This is a genomic window from Streptomyces sp. NPDC047841 (assembly GCF_040704085.1).
GTDB lineage: Bacteria > Actinomycetota > Actinomycetes > Streptomycetales > Streptomycetaceae > Streptomyces > Streptomyces argyrophylli.
The window spans coordinates 315008-333875 of record NZ_JBEYRP010000005.1 but is presented as its reverse complement, the minus strand read 5'-3'; the positions used below and the strand labels follow the sequence as shown (position 1 = coordinate 333875).

The window sequence follows — 18868 nt, the reverse complement described above, 5'->3', positions numbered from 1 at the left end:
ATCTGCGGAGTCACCCGACTCCCCAGATCACAACGTGGGGACCACACATGCGCATCCGTGCCTCTGTCGCCGTCGTCGGCGGCGCCCTGGCCCTGTCCGCCCTCGCCGTCCCGGCCGCCCAGGCCGACGGCGGTTACGGCGACACGAAGATCACCAAGGTGGTCGTCGACGGCGACAACAAGGTGCAGATCGGCACCTCCAGCGCGGTCACCGTGAAGGTCAGCGTGACCGCCACGGACAACTCGGGCATCAAGGGCGCCGAGGCGTTCACCCTCTACGGCCCCGACAACGGGTACGCGGACACGGGCAAGCCCACCTGCACCAAGGTCAACGCCACCACCTCCACCTGCACCGCCTCGGTGAAGATCGACCCGAAGACGGACTACCTCACCAACAAGAGCGCCGGCACCTGGTACGTGGACGCGTGGATCGACGCCAAGGACGGCGACTTCGTCTGGAAGCAGAAGGCCGGTTCCTTCTCCTTCCAGCGCGCCGCCAAGCTCACCGCCAACGCCACCCCCGAGCCGGTGAAGAAGGGCAAGACCGTCACCGTGACGGGCGCCCTCACCCGCGCCAACTGGGAGTCGCTGAAGTACGGCGGCTACGGCTCGCAGTCCGTGAAGCTCCAGTTCCGCAAGAAGAGCTCCAGCACCTACACCACGCTGAAGACCATCAAGGCGGACACCAAGGGCAACCTGAAGACGACGACCACCGCCACGGTCGACGGCTACTACCGCTTCTCCTTCGCGGGCGGCTCGACCACCTCGGCGGTCAGCTCCGCGGCCGACTTCATCGACGTGCAGTAAGCGGCACGGTTCCGCCCCCGGGAGTGCCTCCCGGCACCCCCGGGGGCGGAACGTTCCTTCTCAGTTGTGTCATGTGCTGGTAATCCGAGGCCCAAATCTGGCCGGAACGCGGCCTTGCCGTACAACCAGTCCTCTGCCTCGCGGATCTGACCGCGTGAGTCGACCGACTCCACGATCACTTCTCCCTCCAGGGGAAACGCACATGCGCATACGTGCCACCGTGGCCGCCGTCTCCGGCGCCCTGGCCCTCTCCGCCTTCGCCGTCCCGGCCGCCCACGCGGCCGCCGCGGCGCCGAACGTCACCTTCTCCAACGTGAAGGTCAACAGCGGCAAGGCGATCACCCTCGGGGCGACCTCCACGGTCAAGGTCAAGGCGACCTACACCGTGACCCACCCCACCACTGTCTCGATGTCCAACGTCCTGACCGGCCCGGTGCTCTACCGGGGCGCGTCGGCCAAGGACGCCGACACCCAGGTCGTCAGCGACGACCCGGGCACCTGCACCACCGTGAACAGCACCACCGTGAACTGCACGGCCTACATCACCCTCCCCGCCGACGAGCTGTACAACTCGGACGCCGGCACCTGGAAGGAGGGCGGGCTCGCGGTCGACAAGAAGACCGAGGCCGAGAAGTGGCAGAACGACCTCGGCACCATCCCGGTCCGCCGCGCGGCCAAGCTCACCGCCGACGCCACCCCGGAGCCGGTCAAGAAGGGCAAGACCCTGACCGTCACCGGCAAGCTGACCCGCGCCGACTGGCAGCACGGCACCTACATCGGCTTCGGCGGCCAGTCCGTCAAGCTCCAGTTCTGCAAGGCGGGCAGCACCACCTACACCACCGTCAAGACCATCACCTCGTCCTCCACGGGCGCCCTGAAGACCACGGTGACGGCCGGCTCCGACGGCTACTACCGCTACAGCTTCGCCGGTACGTCCACCACGTCGGCGGTCAGCTCCGCGGCCGACTACGTCGACGTGCAGTAACGGCACCCGGCCGGACTCAGTCCGGGAAGCGGCGGCCGACCCACCTCCACAGGTACTCCAGGACGGCCGCCGCGACCGCGGCCACGCCGACCGCCGTCCACGGCAGCTCCATGCCGACCAGCTTCAGCGCGAAGAAGTCCTGGAGCGCCGGGACGGCGAGGACGAACAGGAAGGCCACGGCCATCGCGGCCACCAGGGCCACCCGCCACCAGGTGTAGGGGCGGGCGATGATCGCCAGGACCCACATGGAGATCAGGAACAGGGTCAGGGTGGCCGCGCTCGTCTCCGCGGCCAGCGCGCCGGGGCCGGTGTAGTGGTGCCGCGCCAGCAGGTACGTGAAGAAGGTCGCGACGCCGGCCAGCACCCCGCCGGGGATCGCGTACCGCATCACCCGGCGCACGAAGTGCGGTCTCGCCCGCTCCGTGTTCGGCGCGAGGGCCAGGAAGAAGGCCGGGACGCCGATGGTGAGCGTGGACAGCAGGGTCAGGTGCCGGGGCAGGAAGGGGTACTCCACCTGCCAGCACACCACCAGCACCGCCAGCAGCACCGAGTAGACCGTCTTCACCAGGAACAGCGTTGCCACGCGCGTGATGTTGCCGATCACCCGGCGGCCCTCGGCGACCACCGACGGCAGGGTCGCGAAGCTGTTGTCCAGCAGCACGATCTGGGCCACCGCCCGCGTGGCCTCCGAACCGGAGCCCATGGCGACCCCGATGTCCGCGTCCTTCAGGGCCAGCACGTCGTTCACGCCGTCCCCGGTCATCGCGACCGTGTGCCCGCGCGACTGGAGCGCGCCCACCATGTCCCGCTTCTGCTGCGGGGTCACCCGCCCGAAGACCGTGCCCGCGTCCAGGGCCTGCGCCATCGCCGGCCGCTCGGCGGGCAGCCGCCGCGCGTCCACCGCCGCACCCTCCAGGCCCAGCTTCGCCGCGACCGCGCCGACCGACACCGCGTTGTCACCGGAGATGACCTTGGCGCGGACGTCCTGCTCGGCGAAGTAGCGCAGGGTGTCGGAGGCGTCGGGCCGCAGCCGCTGCTCCAGGACGACCAGGGCGGTGGGGCGGGCGCCCCGGGCCGGCTCGGAGTCGTCCAGGTCCCGGTGCGCGCGGGCCAGCAGCAGCACGCGCAGGCCCTGTTCGTTCAGGCGCGCGGTCTCGGCGAGCGCCGGGTCGTCGGCGCCGAGGAGCACGTCCGGGGCGCCGAGCAGCCAGGTGCTGGTCTCGCCGTCGCCCTCGCTGAACGCGGCCCCGCTGTACTTGCGGGCGGAGGAGAAGGGCAGCGACTCGACGCAGCGCCAGTCGTCGCTGTCCGGGTAGGCGTCGATGATGGCCTGGAGGGAGGCGTTGGGGCGCGGGTCGGACTCGCCGAGCGCGCCGAGCACCTTGCGGACGTACGTCTCGTCCGCCCCGTCCAGCGTCCGCAGCTCGGTGACGTCCATGCCGCCCTCGGTGAGCGTGCCGGTCTTGTCCAGGCAGACGGTGTCGACACGGGCCAGGCCCTCGATGGCCGGCAGCTCCTGCACGAGGCACTGCTTGCGGCCGAGCCGGATGACGCCGATCGCGAAGGCCACGGAGGTGAGCAGCACCAGCCCCTCGGGCACCATCGGGACGATCCCGCCGATCGTGCGGGCGACGGAGTCCTTCAGGTCGTCGTTCTTGACGACGAGCTGGGTGATGACGAGTCCGACCGCCGCCGGCACCATCATCCAGGTGACGTACTTGAGGATCGTGGAGATGCCGGTGCGCAGCTCGGAGTGGACGAGCGTGAACCGGGACGCCTCCTCGGCGAGCTGGGCGGCGTAGGCCTCGCGGCCGACCTTGGTGGCCGTGAAGGCGCCGCCGCCCGCGACCACGAAACTGCCGGACAGCACCGGGTCGCCGGGGCGTTTGACGACGGGATCGGCCTCGCCGGTGAGCAGCGACTCGTCGATCTCCAGTCCGTCCGCCTCCGCGCACACCCCGTCGACCACGATCTTGTCGCCCGGACCGATCTCGATGAGGTCGTCCAGGACGATCTCATGGGTGGCCACCTCGGTCGCGACCCCGTCCCGCCGTACCGTGGGCCGGGCCTCCCCGATCACCGCGAGCGAGTCCAGGGTCTGTTTGGCGCGCCACTCCTGGACGATGCCGATGCCGGTGTTGGCGAGGATCACGAAGCCGAAGAGGCTGTCCTGGATCGGCGCGACGAACAGCGTGATCAGCCACAGGACACCGATGATCGCGTTGAACCGGGTGAAGACGTTGGCCCGGACGATCTCCCCGAGCGACCGGCTGCTGCGCACCGGTATGTCGTTGACCAGGCCCCGGCCGACGCGGTCGGCGACCTCGGCGCCGGTCAGCCCGGTCGCGGCGCGCCCCGGCAGGGCCACGGGACGCACGGGGTCGATCTCGGCGCCCGCGTCTATATGGCTCATGCAGTCGACGGTACGTGCGATGCCGCCCGCTCGCCCACCAGACGGGGCCCGGGAGGAGCGGAGCCCCCGCCGGCTACTCGGCCGACGCCGCCTCCGGAGCCGCCGCCCGCTTGATCGCGGCGTCCCGCCTGCGGACGTACCAGACCCCGATCAGTCCCAGCCCGCCCCCGGCCAGGCACGTCCACAGCCACCACAGGTGCCCGTGGTCCTCGAACCAGCCGTAGAAGGGGAGCTGGACCAGGAAGAGGACGAACCACACGAGGGTGCCGCCGGTGATCGTGGCGACCACGGGCCCCTCCAGGGGCTCCGGCGCCTCGTGCTTGGGGGTCCACTTAGCCATGCGCACAGCTTAAGCGCCGCCGCTGTCTACGCGCGGAGATAGCGATCTGCCCCTCATACGTTCATACTGAAACGGTTTGCCTTTGACCGCTTCTTATCGTAGGAAACTCCAACGGGGCTCGGGGGAACCCCGCTGGTGATGAGGTCCCGCATGTCCACCTCGGCACCCGCCAAGGTCCCCACCCCCGAGAAGCCGGGTGGCGCGTCCGCCTATGGCGCCCTCGACCGCTACTTCAAGATCTCCGAGCGCGGCAGCACCCTCGCCCGTGAGGTCCGTGGCGGTTTCGCCACCTTCTTCGCCATGGCGTACATCATCGTGCTGAACCCGATCATCCTCAGCAGCGCGAAGGACATGTACGGCCACCACCTGGACAACGGCCAGCTGGTGACGGCGACCGCGCTGACAGCCGCGTTCTCCACGCTGCTGATGGGCGTCATCGGCAACGTGCCGATCGCGCTCGCCGCCGGCCTCGGCGTGAACTCGGTGGTCGCCCTCCAGCTCGCGCCGCGCATGTCCTGGCCGGACGCCATGGGCATGGTCGTCCTCGCCGGTTTCGTGGTCATGCTGCTGGTCGCCACCGGGCTGCGCGAGCGCGTGATGAACGCCGTGCCGTTCGGCCTGCGCAAGGCGATCTCCATCGGTATCGGCCTGTTCATCATGCTGATCGGCCTGGTCGACTCCGGCTTCGTCACCCGGGTGCCGGACGCCGCCCAGACCACCGTCCCGGTGCAGCTCGGCACCGGCGGCCACCTCACCGGCTGGCCGGTGCTGATCTTCATCCTGGGCGCGCTCCTCACCTTCGCGCTGATCGTCCGCAAGGTGCCGGGCGCGATCCTCATCTCCATCGTCGGCATGACCGTCCTCGCGGTGATCATCAACGCGGTCGCCACGATCCCGTCCTGGGGCCTGACGGTCCCGAAGTGGCCGGGCAACCCGGTCGACACCCCCGACTTCGGCCTGGTCGGCCACATCAGCCTGTTCGGCGGCTTCTCCAAGGTCGGCGTGCTGACCGGCATCCTGTTCGTCTTCACGGTCCTGCTGTCGTGCTTCTTCGACGCGATGGGCACGATCATGGGCATCAGCGACGAGGCCAAGCTGACGGACGCCGAGGGCTACATGCCGGGCATCAACAAGGTCCTCTTCGTGGACGGCCTCGCGGTCGCGGCGGGCGGCGCCAGCTCCTCCTCGGCCACCACCGCCTTCGTGGAGTCCACGGCCGGCGTCGGCGAGGGCGCCCGCACCGGCTTCGCCAACGTCGTCACGGGCGGCCTGTTCGCCGTCGCGCTGTTCCTCACCCCGGTCGCCACGATGGTCCCGTCCCAGGCGGCCACCCCGGCGCTGGTCGCGGTCGGCTTCCTGATCCTGTCGAACTCCATCAAGGAGATCGACTGGGCGGACTACACCATCGCGATCCCGGCGTTCGTGACGATGCTGATGATGCCGTTCACCTACTCGATCACGAACGGCATCGGCATGGGCTTCATCACCTTCACGGTGCTGCGCCTGGTCGCCGGGCGGGCCCGGGAGATCCCGGCGGCGATGTACGTCGTCTCGGCGGTCTTCGCCTTCTACTACCTGATGCCGGCCCTGGGCCTGACCTGACCGGCGGGCGTCAGGTGACGCCGTAGAACTTCTCCGTCTCCTCGACGGCGGTCTGGAACCGCTCGTCGAAGTCATCCCGAATGAGCGTCCGGACGACATAGTCCTGGACGCTCATTCCTCTTCTCGCCGCGTGCTGCCGGAGCCGTTCGAGCAGCTCCCCGTCCATCCGCAGGCTGAGCACACTGGTCCCCATGCCTACGAGGGTCGCCACAGCGGGCCGTCCGGTGCGTCGTTTTCCGGACCCGGCTCACCCGTTCGGGTGATCGCAAGGTTCAGTGGCGGGCGTCACGGGCATCCTGGGCACGCCCGATTGGTCTTTAGCGAGAGTAATGAGTTACGCTAAAGAACATGCCGGACCTTACCCATGGCGACGACGCGGCCGCCGTGAACGCACTCCGCTCCGCAGTGATGCGGCTGTCCCGTCGGCTCAAGCACCAGCGGGTCGACGAGTCGCTGAGCCCCACCGAGATGTCGGTGCTCGGCACCCTCGCCCGCTGCGGCTCCGCCACCCCGGGCGAACTGGCCCGCAAGGAGCACGTCCAGCCGCCGTCGATGACCCGCATCGTCGCGCTGCTCGAAGCCAAGGGCCTGGTCAGGCTGGAGCCGCACCCCGAGGACCGGCGCCAGAAGGTCGTCACCCAGACCGAACAGGCCGAGGCCATGCTCGAAGAGAGCCGCCGCAAGCGCAACGCCTTCCTGGCCGGCCTGGCCGACGGCCTCGACGACGACGAGTGGGCGACCCTGCGCGCCGCCGCCCCCGTGCTGGAGAAACTCGCACACCTGTAAGCGCGCCATCCGAGGAGGCGAACCCTTTGAGTACGGGATCCGGAACACCTTCCGCCCCCGCACCGGCCACCCCTACGACCCGTGTTTCCCGCAAGTCGTCGATGTTCAGCTCGCTGAGGATCCGTAACTACCGCCTCTTCTTCATCGGGCAGGTCGTCTCCAACACCGGCACCTGGATGCAGCGCATCGCCCAGGACTGGCTGGTGCTCAGCCTCACCGGCTCCTCCGCGGCCGTCGGCATCACGACGGCCCTCCAGTTCCTGCCGATGCTGCTGTTCGGCCTGTACGGCGGCGTCCTCGTGGACCGCCTGCCCAAGCGCCCCGCTCTGCTGGTCACCCAGAGCGCGATGGCCCTCACCGGTCTCGCCCTCGCCGCGCTGACCCTCTCCGGTCACGTCCAGGTCTGGCACGTCTACGTCGCCGCCTTCGCCGTCGGCCTCGCCACGGTGGTCGACAACCCCGCCCGGCAGTCCTTCGTCTCCGAGATGGTCGGCCCCGAGCAGCTCCAGAACGCGGTCAGCCTGAACTCGGCGAACTTCCAGTCCGCCCGGCTCGTCGGCCCCGCCGTCGCCGGCCTGATGATCACCGGTGTGGGCACCGGCTGGGCGTTCCTCGCCAACGGCCTGTCCTTCGCCGCGCCGATCGCCGGGCTGCTGCTGATGCGCGCCGGCGAGCTGCACGTGGTGGAGCGCGCCCCGCGCGGCAAGGGCCAGCTGCGCGAAGGGCTGCGGTACGTGGCCAAGCGGCCGGAGCTGATCTGGCCGATCGTGCTGGTCGGCTTCATCGGCACCTTCGGCTTCAACTTCCCGGTGTGGCTGTCCGCCTACGCGGACCACGTCTTCCACGCCGGAGCCGGTGCCTACAGCCTCTTCAACACCCTGATGGCCGTCGGTTCCCTGGTCGGCGCCCTGCTGGCCGCCCGGCGCGGCACGGCCCGGCTGCGCGTGCTGATCGCCGCCGCGCTGGCCTTCGGCCTGCTGGAGACCGTGGCCGCGGTGGCCCCGTCGTACTGGCTGTTCGCGCTGCTCATGGTCCCGATCGGGATCTTCGGCCTGACGGTGAACGTCACCGCGAACACCGCCGTGCAGATGGGCACCGACCCGGCCATGCGCGGCCGGGTGATGGCCCTGTTCATGATGGTCTTCATGGGCGGTACGCCGCTGGGCGCCCCGGTGGTCGGCTGGATCACCGACACCTACGGCGCCCGCGTCGGCTTCGCGGCCGGCGGTGTGGTGTCGGCGGCGGCGGCCGCGGCGATCGGCCTGGTCCTGGCCCGCGTCGGCGGCCTGCGGCTGTCGGTGGGCTGGCACCACGGCCATCCGCGGGTGCGGTTCGTGCCGCGCGAGCGGGAGCGGTTGGCCACGGCGGCGTGAGCTTGCCGGCCGCTTGCCGGAGGGGTTCTCCCGGAGGGTCCTTCGGGGCGGGGCCGTTGTGCCGGCGGTGTGGTGTCGGCCGGGGCGATCGGCCTGGTGCCGGCGCGCGTGGGCGGGCCGGCACCACGGCCATCCGCGGGTGCGGTCGGCCACGGCGGCGTGAGCTTGCCCGGCCGTCCCGTCAGCGCTCGTCCGGAGGGTCCTGGTCGACCCTCCGGGCCAGCACCTGTCCCGGCCAGTCGTCCGGGCCGTGGGTGTAGGTGTGCGTCGGGGTGAATCCGTTGGCCTCGTAGTAGGCGACGAGCCGGCGGTCACCGCCCGCGTAGCAGTCCACCCGGAGCAGGCCCACACCGGCCCGCCGGGTCACCTCGGCGGCGTGCGCGAGCAGCGCGCTGCCCACGCCCCGCCCCTTGAAGCGGCGGTCGGAGGCGAGCCAGTGGATGTACCGCTCGGGCTCGCCGGGCGGCGGGAGGTGGGACAGGTAGGCGCCGGGTCCGTCGGTCAGGGTGAGCGTGGCGGCCGGAACGCCGTCCACCTCGGCGATGTACGTGGTGCCCGCGTCCAGGGCGCCCGCTACCGCCTCGACGGTCCTGGTGTGCTCCGACAGCGGCTCGGTGCCCCACTGGCCGGTCCGGCCCTGTGAGACGAGCCACTCCACACTGCTGTCGAGCATGCCCAGTATCGCGGGCAGGTCGTCCGGCCCGCCCTCTCGGATGGTGATCGTCATCGGCCCATCATGCCCGCCGGGGTCTGCGATCGTGAGAGCCATGAGACTCTTCGCCGCCGTACTGCCGCCCGGGGACGTCGTGGAGGAACTCGCCGCCGAGGTGGACCGGCTGAGGCGGCTGCCGGACGCCGGCCGGCTGCGCTGGACCGCCCGCCCCGGCTGGCACTTCACCCTCGCGTTCTACGGCGAGGTCGCCGACGATGTCGTACCCGCCCTGGCGGACCGCCTGGCCCGCGCGGCCCACCGTACGGACCCCTTCCCGCTCTCGCTCGCCGGCGGCGGCCAGTTCGGCCGGGGCCGGGCGCTGTGGACGGGCGCCCGGGGGGACGTGGAGGCGCTGCGGCTGCTGGCCGACCGGGCGGAGGCGGCGGCCCGCAAGGCCGGGGTGCCGATGGGGGAGCACCGGCGGTACAAGGCCCATCTGACGCTGGCCCGCAGCCGGGACGCGGTGGACGTGCGGCCGTATGTGACGGACCTCGCGGAGTTCGCCGGCGCGACCTGGACCGTGGCCGACCTGGCGCTGGTGCGCAGCCGGCTGCCGACGTCCGGGGTGCCTGGGGAGCAGCCGCGGTACGAGGTGGTCGAGCGGTGGGCGCTGGGCGGAGCCGGTTAGTCTCGGATGCGTGGACCCGAAAACCCGGAACCGGATCATGGCCGGTGCGCTTGTGTTGATGTTCGTGGTGGTGGCCTTGGCGTCGGCCGTCAGGTAGCGGGGCGCCCGGGCGCCCCGGGCGCGGGCACGGCGGCTGCTCAGGCGGCCGCGGGCCGTCCCCGGCCGGCCGCGCCCAGGCGGCGGGACCGCAGGTCGCATGCGGCCCCGCCACTCCTTGGGGGCGCCTACCAGGCGAACGCCTCCGGGGACGGGCCCGGGCCCGGGAAGATCTCGTCCAGGCCGGCCAGCAGGTCCTCGCCGAGCTCCAGCTCGACCGCCCGGAGGGCCGACTGGAGCTGTTCGGCGGTGCGCGGGCCGACGATCGGTCCCGTCACGCCGGGGCGGGTCAGCAACCAGGCCAGGGCCACCTCGCCGGGCTCCAGGCCGTGCTTGTCGAGCAGGTCCTCGTAGGCCTGGACCTGCGCGCGGGCCGCCGGGTCCTTGAGGGTGTCCGCGGTCCGGCCCGAGGCGCGGCGACCGCCCCGCACCTCCTTCTTGATGACCCCGCCCAGCAGACCGCCGTGCAGCGGCGACCAGGGGATCACCCCGAGGCCGTAGTCCTGCGCGGCCGGGATGACCTCCATCTCGGCGCGGCGCTCGGCCAGGTTGTACAGGCACTGCTCGCTGACCAGGCCGATGGTGCCGCCGCGCCGGGCGGCGGCCTCGTTGGCCTGGGCGATCTTGTAGCCGGGGAAGTTGCTGGAACCGACGTAGAGGATCTTGCCCTGCTGGACGAGGACGTCGATCGCCTGCCAGATCTCCTCGAACGGGGTGCTGCGGTCGATGTGGTGGAACTGGTAGAGGTCGATGTAGTCGGTCCGCAGCCGCTTCAGGCTGGCGTCCACCGCGCGCCGGATGTTCAGCGCGGAGAGCTTGTCGTGGTTGGGCCAGACGGTCGCGCCGTCCGCGTCCATGTTGCCGTACACCTTGGTGGCGATGACCGTCTTCTCGCGCCGGCCGCCGCCCTTGGCGAACCAGTTGCCGATGATGGACTCGGTCCGGCCCTTGTTCTCGCCCCAGCCGTACACGTTGGCCGTGTCGAAGAAGTTGATGCCCGCGTCCAGCGCCGCGTCCATGATCGCGTGACTGTCGGCTTCGTCGGTCTGCGGACCGAAGTTCATCGTCCCGAGGACGAGCCGGCTGACCTTGAGTCCCGTGCGTCCTAGCTGCGTGTACTCCATGGTCCACCAGCCAACGACTTCGAGTGCGCTCTATGCAAGGCCCTGCGGGAGCGGGGTCAGTCGCGGGGGAAGTCGGCGGTTCTGAGGGTGAGGCGTAGCGGGGTCGCCGTGAGGTCGACGTCGGTCCCGTAGTCGACGCGCAGCTCGCGGGCGTACTCGCCCTTCTTGGGCTCCGTGTACACATGGCACCTGCCCTGGTACGGGTCGGCGACGAGGTACACCGGGATCCCCGCGCGGGCGTACGCGGCCTTCTTGGGCCCGTAGTCGTTGTGGGCCGTCGCCTTCGCGACCACCTCGGCGACGAACTCCACGTCTTCGTGGCGCCGGCGCCCGTCGTCGTCCTTCGCCGCGCCTTCGCGGAACTTGGCGACGTCGGGGCAGAAGCCGTTCCCGTTGCCGGGGAAGTCGATGCGGACGTCCGGGAGCACGCGCGCCGAGCGCCTCCCGAAGCGGTCTTCGAGCGCCCAGAGGATCTCGCGGATGGTGTGCCAGTGGACGTCCCGCTGCGGCGTCATGAAGACATCGCCCCCCACGATCTCGACCTTGTAACCGTCGGGGACGGGCATCCGCTCCAGCCGCTCGAACCACTCGTCCAGGCGCCCGGTGCCGGCACCGGCCGTCGTGATCTCGCCCCTGTCTTCCAGGACGGTCATCGTGGTGCTCCTCCCCGGCCGCCCCCCGAGAAGAGTGCGGCCGCGCGGTACAACGACACGGGACCCGGCCGGGAAGCGCCGGAATCCGGTCGGGCCGATCAGGCCACGGACGCCCCGCCGACCCCCCACGCCTCCCGCATCGCCCCCGCGAACGCCTCCGCTATCAGGTGCTCCCCGCGCGCGTTGGGATGCGTGCCGTCGTAGGTGTCGGTGTGCACGTCGTACCCCTCGGGCGGCGAGGCGAGCAGGAGCGGCGAGCGCGGCTCGTCCAGGTCGGCCACCGCCTTGGCGAGCAGCACGTTGAACCGGTCGACCTGCTCGGCGAAGGGCGCGTCGGCCGCCGCCCGGATGTTCGGGATGACCGGCAGCAGCACCATCCGGATGCGCGGGTCCGCCGCCCGGGCGCCCGCCACGAAGGCCCGTACGTTCTCCGCCGTCTGCTCGGCGTTCGTGTAGAAGCCGAGGTCGATCAGGCCCAGGGAGACCAGGAGGACGCCGGGGCGGTGGACGCGCACCGCGTCGCCGATCAGCGGGGCCATGTGCAGCCAGCCCTCGCCCCAGCCCGCGAGGTGGGCGCGCGGGAAGGCGGGGTCGGCGTAGGCGAGGGACGTCGGGGCGTCGGCCTCCTTGTCGTACAGCGTCTCGCGCGGTCCGACGAAGGTGAACGGGCCGCCGTACGCCCCGCGCAGGTGCCGCCACAGCCGGTAACGCCATGTGTGTTCGCCCGCGCTCCCGATCGTCATGGAGTCGCCCACGGGCATGAACCTAAGCATCCGGTCATGATGGACGATCTCCCTGACGCACGGGACCGGTGGTCCCTGTGAGGCGGACCACGTCCCCGTCCACGGCGCCCGTGTGTCTCGAACCCCCGTGGGGAATGGCAGGCTTGGGGCATGCGTCGATCGTTCGCCGTCCTCGCCGGGTTGCTGCTCGCCGGTGCCTGCGCGCTGCCCGCCTCCGCCGACGGAACCGCCGACGGGGCGGGCGACCAGGGGTTCACCCTCAAGGACCCGCGGATCACCGAGTCCAGCGGGCTCGCCGCCTCCCGGCTGCACCCCGGCGTCTACTGGACGCACAACGACAGCGACGACGGGCCGTACCTCTACGCGGTGGACAGCGCGACCGGGAAGACCGTCGCCCGGATCACCCTGCGCGGGATCGGCTCACCGCGTGACGTCGAGGCCATCTCCATCGGGCCGCACAACGAGATCTACGTCGGTGACATCGGCGACAACTTCGGCGGCAGGTGGCCCTACGTGTGGATCTACCGGCTGCCCGAGCCGAAGAACCTGACGGACCAGACGGTCACGGCCACGCAGTACGTCGTGAAGTACTCCGACGGGCCGCGCGACGCCGAGTCGCTGCTGGTCCACCCGAAGACCGGGCGCGTCTACATCATCGACAAGAAGGAGGACGGCGGGCACCTGTACGAGGGCCCCGCCACCCTGTCCACCTCGGGCACGAACGTCTTCAAGCCCATCGCCGCCGTCGACCTGTGGGCCACCGACGCCGCCTTCTCCCCGGACGGCCGGGACCTCGCCGTGCGCGGCTACTTCGGCGGCATCCACTACCGCTGGAACGGCGGCCGCATCAAGCGCGAGGGGCGCCTGGACGTCCCGTTGCAGGGGCAGGGGGAGTCCGTGTCGTACTCCGTCGACGGCACCAAGCTGATGTACGGCAGCGAGGGCGCGAACAGCGCCGTCCAGGCCGTCGACGCGCCCGGCCGGCCCGACGCCGGGTCGTCCTCGGCGAAGGGGGGCTCCGGCACGTCCTCGGACGAGGGCGGCGGGGGCGGCCTGAAGGTCGGGGCCGTGATCGTCCTGGTCGGTGCGGCGGCCCTGTTCGGCCTGCGGCGGCTGCGGCGCGGCTGACCGGGGCGGCATCCGCCCGGCGGCGGCAAAGGGGCGCCGGAAGTGACGAAGGGGCGCCCGGTGGTGCCGGGCGCCCCTTCGGTGAGCCGTGTCCGGGGACGGTCAGAGCTTCTCGATCACGTAGTCGACGCACTTCGTCAGCGCCTCGACGTCCGCCGGGTCGATCGCCGGGAACATCGCGACGCGCAGCTGGTTGCGGCCGAGCTTGCGGTACGGCTCGGTGTCCACGATGCCGTTCGCGCGCAGCACCTTGGCGACGGCGGCGGCGTCGATCTCGTCGGAGAAGTCGATCGTGCCGATGACCTGCGAGCGCTTGGCCGGGTCCGAGACGAACGGGGTGGCGTACTTGGCCTCCTCCGCCCAGCCGTACAGCCGGGTCGAGGAGTCCTTCGTCCGGGCCGTGGACCAGGAGAGGCCGCCCTGGCCGTTGAGCCACTCCAGCTGCTCGTTCAGCAGGAAGAGGGTGGCGAGGGCCGGGGTGTTGTACGTCTGGTTCTTGCGCGAGTTGTCGATCGCGGTCGGCAGGCTGAAGAACTCCGGGACGTGCCGCCCGGACGCGTGGATCCGCTCGGCGCGCTCGATCGCGGCCGGGGAGAAGACACCGATCCACAGGCCGCCGTCGGAGGCGAAGGACTTCTGCGGGGCGAAGTAGTAGACGTCGGTCTCGGCGATGTCGACCGGGAGGCCGCCCGCGCCGGAGGTGGCGTCCACCAGGACGAGCGCGCCCTCGTCGGCGCCGGCCACGCGCTGGATCGGCATGGCCACACCGGTGGAGGTCTCGTTGTGGGTGAAGGCGTAGACGTCGACGCCGGCCTCGGCCCGCGGCTCCGGGTGGGTGCCGGGGTCGGAGGCGATGACGGTGGGCTCGGACAGCCAGGGCGCGAGCTTGGCCGCCTTGGCGAACTTGGAGGAGAACTCGCCGAAGTTCAGGTGCTGCGACTTGTTCTCGATCAGGCCGTGGGTGGCGATGTCCCAGAAGGCGGTGGAGCCGCCGTTGCCGAGGATCACCTCGTATCCCTCGGGGAGGGAGAACAGCTCGGAGATGCCCTCGCGGACCTTGCCGACCAGGTTCTTGACGGGAGCCTGACGGTGGGAGGTGCCGAGCAGGGAGGTTCCGGTGGCGGCGAGGGCGTCCAGCGCCTCGGTGCGCACCTTGGAGGGGCCGGCGCCGAAACGTCCGTCGGCGGGCTTGATGTCTGCGGGAATCTGGATGTCGGCCACGGCACGAGGTTAGCCCGTGGCGGAGAGCGAGGTGGAGAGGTGTCCGTCCGATGAGACGAGATCACCAGGACACGGACTTGTGAGGTTGTACGACGATACGTGCGGGCTTGTGGAAAACACGCGGTGACGGTGCGTGAGCGGATGCATCCTGGATGCATGACGGATCGAACGGGTGGTGCGGGGGCAGCGGGGGCGGCCGGGGCGGCGGGGAGCGGGTCCCGGGGTGCGTGGCGTGCCGGTGCTGGTGCCGCTGCTGTTGTCGGTGCCGGTGCCGGTGCCGGTGTCGGTGCCGGTGGCGACGGTGCCGCCGAGCTGGCCCGTGCGCTGCGCGGGGCCGTGCGCGGCGAGGTCGGGTTCGACGCCACCGCCCGGGCCCTGGTCACGATGGACGCGTCCAACTACCGGCGGGTGCCCCTCGGGGTCGTGGCCCCCAGGGACGCGGACGACGTGGCCGCCGCGCTGGAGGTGTGCCGGGCGCGCGGGGTGCCGGTGGTGGCGCGGGGCGGGGGCACGTCGATCGCCGGGCAGGCGACCGGCACCGGCGTGGTCCTGGACTTCACCCGGCACATGGCCGGCCTGCTGGAGCTGGACCCGGGCAGCCGCACGGCCGTCGTGCAGCCGGGGCTCGTGCTCGACCGGCTCCAGGAGGCCGCCGCACCGCACGGGCTGCGCTTCGGCCCCGACCCGTCCACGCACAGCAGGTGCACGCTCGGCGGGATGATCGGCAACAACTCCTGCGGTTCCCACTCGGTCGCCTGGGGCACGACCGCGGACAGCGTGCGGGAGCTGTCCGTGCTCACCGCGCGCGGGCAGCGGCTGCGGCTCGGGCCGGGCTGGGCGGGCGCCCCGGACGGGCTGCGGGAGCTGGCCGAGGGCGAACTGGCCCGGATGCGCACGGGTTTCCCGGACCTGCCCCGCCGCATCTCCGGGTACGCGATGGACGCGCTGCTGCCCGAGAAGGGCGCGGACGTCGCCCGCTCCTTCTGCGGCTCCGAGGGCACCCTGGGCATCCTCACCGAGGCCGTGGTCGGCCTGGTCGAGGCTCCGCGCGCGCGTGCCCTGGCCGTGCTGGCGTACGCCGACGAGAGCGCCGCCGCCGAGGCCGCCGCCGGCCTGCTGCCGCTGCGGCCGCTCACGGTGGAGGGCATGGCCGCCGACCTGGTACCGGCCGGCGCGGGCCTGCCGGCGGGAGGCGCCTGGCTGTTCGTGGAGACCGGCGGGCGGACGGCGGCGGAGGCACGCGCGCGGGCGCAGGAGATCGTGCGCGCCGCCGACGTCGTGTCGGCGCTGGTCGTCACCGACCCGGCGGACCAGCGGACCCTGTGGCGCATCCGCGAGGACGCGTCCGGCACGGCCACCCGGATGCCGGACGGCACGGAGGCCTGGCCCGGCTGGGAGGACTGCGCGGTGCCACCGGCCCGGCTCGGCGCCTACCTGCGCGACTTCCGCGCCCTCCTCGCCGCGCACGGCCTGCGGGGCACGCCGTACGGCCACTTCGGCGACGGCTGCATCCACGTCCGCGTCGACTTCGACCTGCTCACCGAGGCCGGTGTCGGCCGCTTCCGCCGCTTCTCCGAGGAACTGGCCGACCTGGTGGTGGCCCACGGCGGCTCCCTCTCCGGGGAGCACGGCGACGGCCAGGCCCGCGCGGAACTGCTGCCCCGCATGTACGGCGAGGAGACGGTCCGGCTCTTCGAGCGGGCCAAGGCCCTCTGGGACCCCGACGACCTGCTCAACCCCGGCATGCTGGTCCGCCCGGCCCCGCTCGACGCCAACCTCCGCTTCTCCGTCCTGCCGGGGCGCCCGGTCGACGTCGCCTTCGGCTACCCGGCGGACGGCGGCGACTTCGCCGCGGCCGTCCGCCGCTGCGTCGGCGTCGCCAAGTGCCGTACGACCACGGCGGCCGGGCCCGCCGTGATGTGCCCCTCCTTCCGGGTCACCGGCGAGGAGGAGCACTCCACACGCGGCCGGGCCCGGCTGCTGCACGAGATGCTCGCGGGCGAGCTGATCACCGACGGCTGGCGGTCTCCTGAGGTCCGGGACGCCCTGGACCTGTGCCTGTCCTGCAAGGGCTGCCGCTCTGACTGCCCGGTCGGCGTCGACATGGCCACCTACAAGGCGGAGTTCCTGCACCACCACTACGCCGGCCGCCGCCGCCCCGCCGCCCACCACACCCTGGGCCGGCTCCCGGAATGGCTCCGCTGGACCGCCCGCACACGAACGGCTCCCCTGCTCAACGCCCTGGCCCGGGTGCGCCCACTGGCCGCCCTCGGCAAACGGCTGGCCGGGATCACCCCGGAACGGCAGATCCCGCGACTGGCGACCCAGACGTTCACGGCATGGTGGCACGACCGGGCCCCCGCAGGGGCTGCCGCGGGGATGCCGGGCGCTGACCTGCGTGAGCCGGATGCCGGCGGCTTGCCTGAGGCGCGTGCGGGGGGCCTGCCGGCGTCGGGTGTGGGGGAGTCGCCTGCGCCGGGCGTGGGGGAGCTGTCTGCGCCGGGCGTGGGGGAGCTGCCGTCGCCGGGCGCTGAAGGTCTGCCCGCGCCGGGTGCTGGAGACGTGCCTGAGCTGGGCGCCGAGGGCGGCGGAAACCTGGTCGTCCTCTGGCCGGACACCTTCACGGAGTACCTCGCGCCGTCCGTCGGCCGGGCCGCCGTGCGGGTGCTGGAGGCCGCCGGGCTGCGCGTGGCCTTGCCGCCGACGCTGCTGCTGCGCCGGGGAGCGATCGCGGACGGCAGGACCAGGGCGGCGACCGCGCTGCTCGCGGCCCGCCGGGCCCGGGTCTGCTGCGGACTGACCTACCTCTCCACCGGCCAGCTGGACCGCGCCCGCGACGTCCTGCGCCGCACCCTGGACCTGATGGAACCGGTGCTGGAGGCCGGGGTCCCGGTCGTCGTCCTGGAACCGAGCTGCGCCGCCGCCCTGCGCACCGACCTTCCGGAGCTGCTGCCCGGCGACCCGCGCGCCGCCCGGCTGTCCGCCGCCGTCCGCACCTTCGCCGAGACCCTGGAACGGCACGCCCCGCACTGGACCCCGCCCGCCGTCGGCCGCCCGGTCGCCGGCCAGACCCACTGCCACCAGCACGCGGTGCTCGGCGACACCCCCGACCGCCGGCTGCGCGCCGCCGCCGGCCTCACCGGCGAGCTGAGCGGAGGCTGCTGCGGCCTGGCGGGCGACTTCGGCTTCGAAAAAGGCCACTTCGAGGTCTCCCGGGCCTGTGCGGAGGAACAGCTCCTGCCCTCGGTCCGGCAGTCCCCGCCCGGCACACTGATCATGGCGGACGGCTTCTCCTGCCGCACCCAGCTGGAACAGCTCGCCGGTGTCCGGGGCCGGCACCTGGCGGAGGTGCTGGCGGACGCGCTGGACTCCCCGGCGGGGGGTGCCGGGTGAACGAGGACGAGGAGTACACCCGCCTGGCGGTCCTCTCCGACATCCACGGCGTGCTGCCCGCCCTGGAGGCGGTACTGGCGGAGCCCGAGGTGGCCGCCGCCGAGCGGATCGTCCTCACCGGGGACATCACGGCGGGGCCCGCAGCCGGCCGAGGTACTGGACCTGCTGCGCGAGCAGGGCGACCGGGTGCTGTGGATCGGCGGCAACGCGGACCGGGAACTGGTGGAGTACCGGCGGGGCGAGCGCGCGGAGATCCCGGACCCCATCGGCCCGTACGCCGCCCGCGCGCTGCGCCCGGACCAGGTCGGCTTCCTGGCCGCCCTGCCGCGCACCCGCACCCTGCGCGTGCGCGGACTCGGCCCGGTCCTCTTCTGTCACGCCACCCCGCGCGACGACGAGGAACTGGTCCTGGTCGATTCGCGCCCGGCCCGCTGGGCGGAGGTCTTCGCCGGCCTGCCGCCCGGCATCGGCACGGTCGTCTGCGGCCACACCCACATGCCCTACGTCCGACTGGCCCACGGCCGCCTGGTGGTCAACCCCGGCAGCGTCGGGATGCCCTACGGCCGCCCCGGCGCCCACTGGTGCCTCCTCGGCCCCGGCACCGACCTGCGCGTGACGCCGTACGACATACCGGCGGCGGTGGCCCGGCTGACCCGGGAGTGCTCCAACCCGGACATCGCCGCGTGGGCCGACTACTTCCTGTACGCCCGGGCGACGGACACGGACGTGCTGGAAGCGTGGGGGCCGAAGGACGGACGGGACGCTTCGTAGGGTGAGCACACCGGCGATCTCCACGGACGCCGGCGGCACCGTCACCGACACGGCGGCACCGAAGCGGCCGCCGGCACCGTCCTCACCGTCGTCG

16 protein-coding genes and 1 pseudogene are annotated in these 18868 nt (G+C 72.2%); 9 read left to right on the top strand and 8 right to left on the bottom strand.

The window, feature by feature from the left end; translation table 11 throughout:
* Positions 1-47: 47 nt before the first annotated feature.
* Positions 48-806 carry a calcium-binding protein gene (locus AB0947_RS10250; protein ID WP_366749862.1) on the top strand — a complete coding sequence of 253 codons (759 nt, stop codon included), beginning with the start codon at positions 48-50 and terminating at the stop codon, positions 804-806.
* Between the two features lie 202 nt (positions 807-1008).
* Complete coding sequence (locus tag AB0947_RS10245; protein WP_366749861.1) at positions 1009-1791, top strand: hypothetical protein; 783 nt, start codon at positions 1009-1011, stop codon at positions 1789-1791.
* Positions 1792-1807: 16 nt separating this feature from the next.
* Here AB0947_RS10245 and AB0947_RS10240 read toward each other — a convergent pair whose 3' ends face one another.
* Both AB0947_RS10240 and AB0947_RS10235 read right to left on the bottom strand, forming a co-directional pair.
* Complete coding sequence (locus tag AB0947_RS10240; RefSeq protein WP_366749860.1) at positions 1808-4204, bottom strand: HAD-IC family P-type ATPase; 2397 nt, start codon at positions 4202-4204, stop codon at positions 1808-1810.
* Between the two features lie 73 nt (positions 4205-4277).
* Positions 4278-4544, bottom strand: coding sequence for a DUF2530 domain-containing protein (locus AB0947_RS10235; protein ID WP_366749859.1), 267 nt, complete (start codon positions 4542-4544; stop codon positions 4278-4280).
* 150 nt (positions 4545-4694) lie between these two features.
* On the opposite strand from AB0947_RS10235, the gene AB0947_RS10230 reads away from it, so the two are divergent.
* Positions 4695-6146 (top strand): NCS2 family permease, encoded by a 1452-nt coding sequence (locus AB0947_RS10230; RefSeq protein WP_366749858.1) that lies wholly within the window; start codon positions 4695-4697, stop codon positions 6144-6146.
* A gap of 10 nt (positions 6147-6156) precedes the next feature.
* Here AB0947_RS10230 and AB0947_RS10225 read toward each other — a convergent pair whose 3' ends face one another.
* Entirely contained in the window at positions 6157-6339 is a 183-nt protein-coding gene (locus tag AB0947_RS10225; protein WP_366749856.1) for a ribbon-helix-helix protein, CopG family, read from the bottom strand.
* Positions 6340-6494: 155 nt separating this feature from the next.
* Between AB0947_RS10225 and AB0947_RS10220 the strand changes: the two genes are divergently transcribed.
* Both AB0947_RS10220 and AB0947_RS10215 read left to right on the top strand, forming a co-directional pair.
* Positions 6495-6932: a MarR family transcriptional regulator gene (locus AB0947_RS10220; protein WP_171155238.1), complete on the top strand. Its 438-nt coding sequence runs from the start codon at positions 6495-6497 to the stop codon at positions 6930-6932.
* Between the two features lie 26 nt (positions 6933-6958).
* Positions 6959-8305 (top strand): MFS transporter, encoded by a 1347-nt coding sequence (locus AB0947_RS10215; protein ID WP_366749854.1) that lies wholly within the window; start codon positions 6959-6961, stop codon positions 8303-8305.
* A gap of 181 nt (positions 8306-8486) precedes the next feature.
* Here the strand turns inward: AB0947_RS10215 and AB0947_RS10210 are convergent, their stop codons facing one another.
* Positions 8487-9032: a GNAT family N-acetyltransferase gene (locus AB0947_RS10210; protein WP_366749853.1), complete on the bottom strand. Its 546-nt coding sequence runs from the start codon at positions 9030-9032 to the stop codon at positions 8487-8489.
* A 40-nt stretch (positions 9033-9072) separates the two neighbouring features.
* Here AB0947_RS10210 and thpR point away from each other — a divergent pair, with 40 nt between their 5' ends.
* Entirely contained in the window at positions 9073-9645 is a 573-nt protein-coding gene (gene thpR, locus AB0947_RS10205) for an RNA 2',3'-cyclic phosphodiesterase (protein ID WP_366749852.1), read from the top strand.
* A gap of 224 nt (positions 9646-9869) precedes the next feature.
* On the opposite strand, the gene AB0947_RS10200 is transcribed toward thpR, so the two are convergent.
* The 3 genes from AB0947_RS10200 to AB0947_RS10190 all read right to left on the bottom strand — a co-directional run bounded on the left by AB0947_RS10200 (position 9870) and on the right by AB0947_RS10190 (position 12291).
* Complete coding sequence (locus AB0947_RS10200; RefSeq protein WP_366749851.1) at positions 9870-10865, bottom strand: aldo/keto reductase; 996 nt, start codon at positions 10863-10865, stop codon at positions 9870-9872.
* Positions 10866-10921: 56 nt separating this feature from the next.
* Positions 10922-11518, bottom strand: a complete 597-nt coding sequence (locus AB0947_RS10195; RefSeq protein ID WP_366749850.1) for a Uma2 family endonuclease — start codon at positions 11516-11518, stop codon at positions 10922-10924.
* Between the two features lie 98 nt (positions 11519-11616).
* Positions 11617-12291, bottom strand: coding sequence for a GDSL-type esterase/lipase family protein (locus tag AB0947_RS10190; RefSeq protein WP_366749848.1), 675 nt, complete (start codon positions 12289-12291; stop codon positions 11617-11619).
* A 120-nt stretch (positions 12292-12411) separates the two neighbouring features.
* Here AB0947_RS10190 and AB0947_RS10185 point away from each other — a divergent pair, with 120 nt between their 5' ends.
* On the top strand, positions 12412-13389 hold the full coding sequence (locus tag AB0947_RS10185) for a WD40 repeat domain-containing protein (protein ID WP_366749847.1): 978 nt from the start codon (positions 12412-12414) through the stop codon (positions 13387-13389).
* 102 nt (positions 13390-13491) lie between these two features.
* Here the strand turns inward: AB0947_RS10185 and serC are convergent, their stop codons facing one another.
* Positions 13492-14610, bottom strand: a complete 1119-nt coding sequence (serC, locus tag AB0947_RS10180; RefSeq protein ID WP_366749846.1) for a phosphoserine transaminase — start codon at positions 14608-14610, stop codon at positions 13492-13494.
* A 384-nt stretch (positions 14611-14994) separates the two neighbouring features.
* On the opposite strand from serC, the gene AB0947_RS10175 reads away from it, so the two are divergent.
* Entirely contained in the window at positions 14995-18003 is a 3009-nt protein-coding gene (locus AB0947_RS10175) for an FAD-binding and (Fe-S)-binding domain-containing protein (RefSeq protein ID WP_366749956.1), read from the top strand.
* Positions 18000-18774: pseudogene (locus AB0947_RS10170) on the top strand (metallophosphoesterase family protein). Before AB0947_RS10175 ends, AB0947_RS10170 begins: the two are co-directional and overlap by 4 nt.
* Positions 18775-18868: the final 94 nt, after the last annotated feature.

Coding starts and splice junctions, on each gene's coding strand:
- AB0947_RS10245 (WP_366749861.1), top strand. CDS start 1,009: ATGCGCATACGTGCCACCGTGGCCGCCGTCTCCGGCGCCCTGGCCCTC.
- AB0947_RS10195 (WP_366749850.1), bottom strand. CDS start 11,518: ATGACCGTCCTGGAAGACAGGGGCGAGATCACGACGGCCGGTGCCGGC.
- AB0947_RS10190 (WP_366749848.1), bottom strand. CDS start 12,291: ATGCTTAGGTTCATGCCCGTGGGCGACTCCATGACGATCGGGAGCGCG.
- AB0947_RS10250 (WP_366749862.1), top strand. CDS start 48: ATGCGCATCCGTGCCTCTGTCGCCGTCGTCGGCGGCGCCCTGGCCCTG.
- AB0947_RS10235 (WP_366749859.1), bottom strand. CDS start 4,544: ATGGCTAAGTGGACCCCCAAGCACGAGGCGCCGGAGCCCCTGGAGGGG.
- AB0947_RS10175 (WP_366749956.1), top strand. CDS start 14,995: ATGGACGCGTCCAACTACCGGCGGGTGCCCCTCGGGGTCGTGGCCCCC.
- AB0947_RS10185 (WP_366749847.1), top strand. CDS start 12,412: ATGCGTCGATCGTTCGCCGTCCTCGCCGGGTTGCTGCTCGCCGGTGCC.
- AB0947_RS10240 (WP_366749860.1), bottom strand. CDS start 4,204: ATGAGCCATATAGACGCGGGCGCCGAGATCGACCCCGTGCGTCCCGTG.
- AB0947_RS10210 (WP_366749853.1), bottom strand. CDS start 9,032: ATGACGATCACCATCCGAGAGGGCGGGCCGGACGACCTGCCCGCGATA.
- AB0947_RS10230 (WP_366749858.1), top strand. CDS start 4,695: ATGTCCACCTCGGCACCCGCCAAGGTCCCCACCCCCGAGAAGCCGGGT.
- thpR (WP_366749852.1), top strand. CDS start 9,073: ATGAGACTCTTCGCCGCCGTACTGCCGCCCGGGGACGTCGTGGAGGAA.
- AB0947_RS10225 (WP_366749856.1), bottom strand. CDS start 6,339: ATGGGGACCAGTGTGCTCAGCCTGCGGATGGACGGGGAGCTGCTCGAA.
- AB0947_RS10220 (WP_171155238.1), top strand. CDS start 6,495: ATGCCGGACCTTACCCATGGCGACGACGCGGCCGCCGTGAACGCACTC.
- AB0947_RS10200 (WP_366749851.1), bottom strand. CDS start 10,865: ATGGAGTACACGCAGCTAGGACGCACGGGACTCAAGGTCAGCCGGCTC.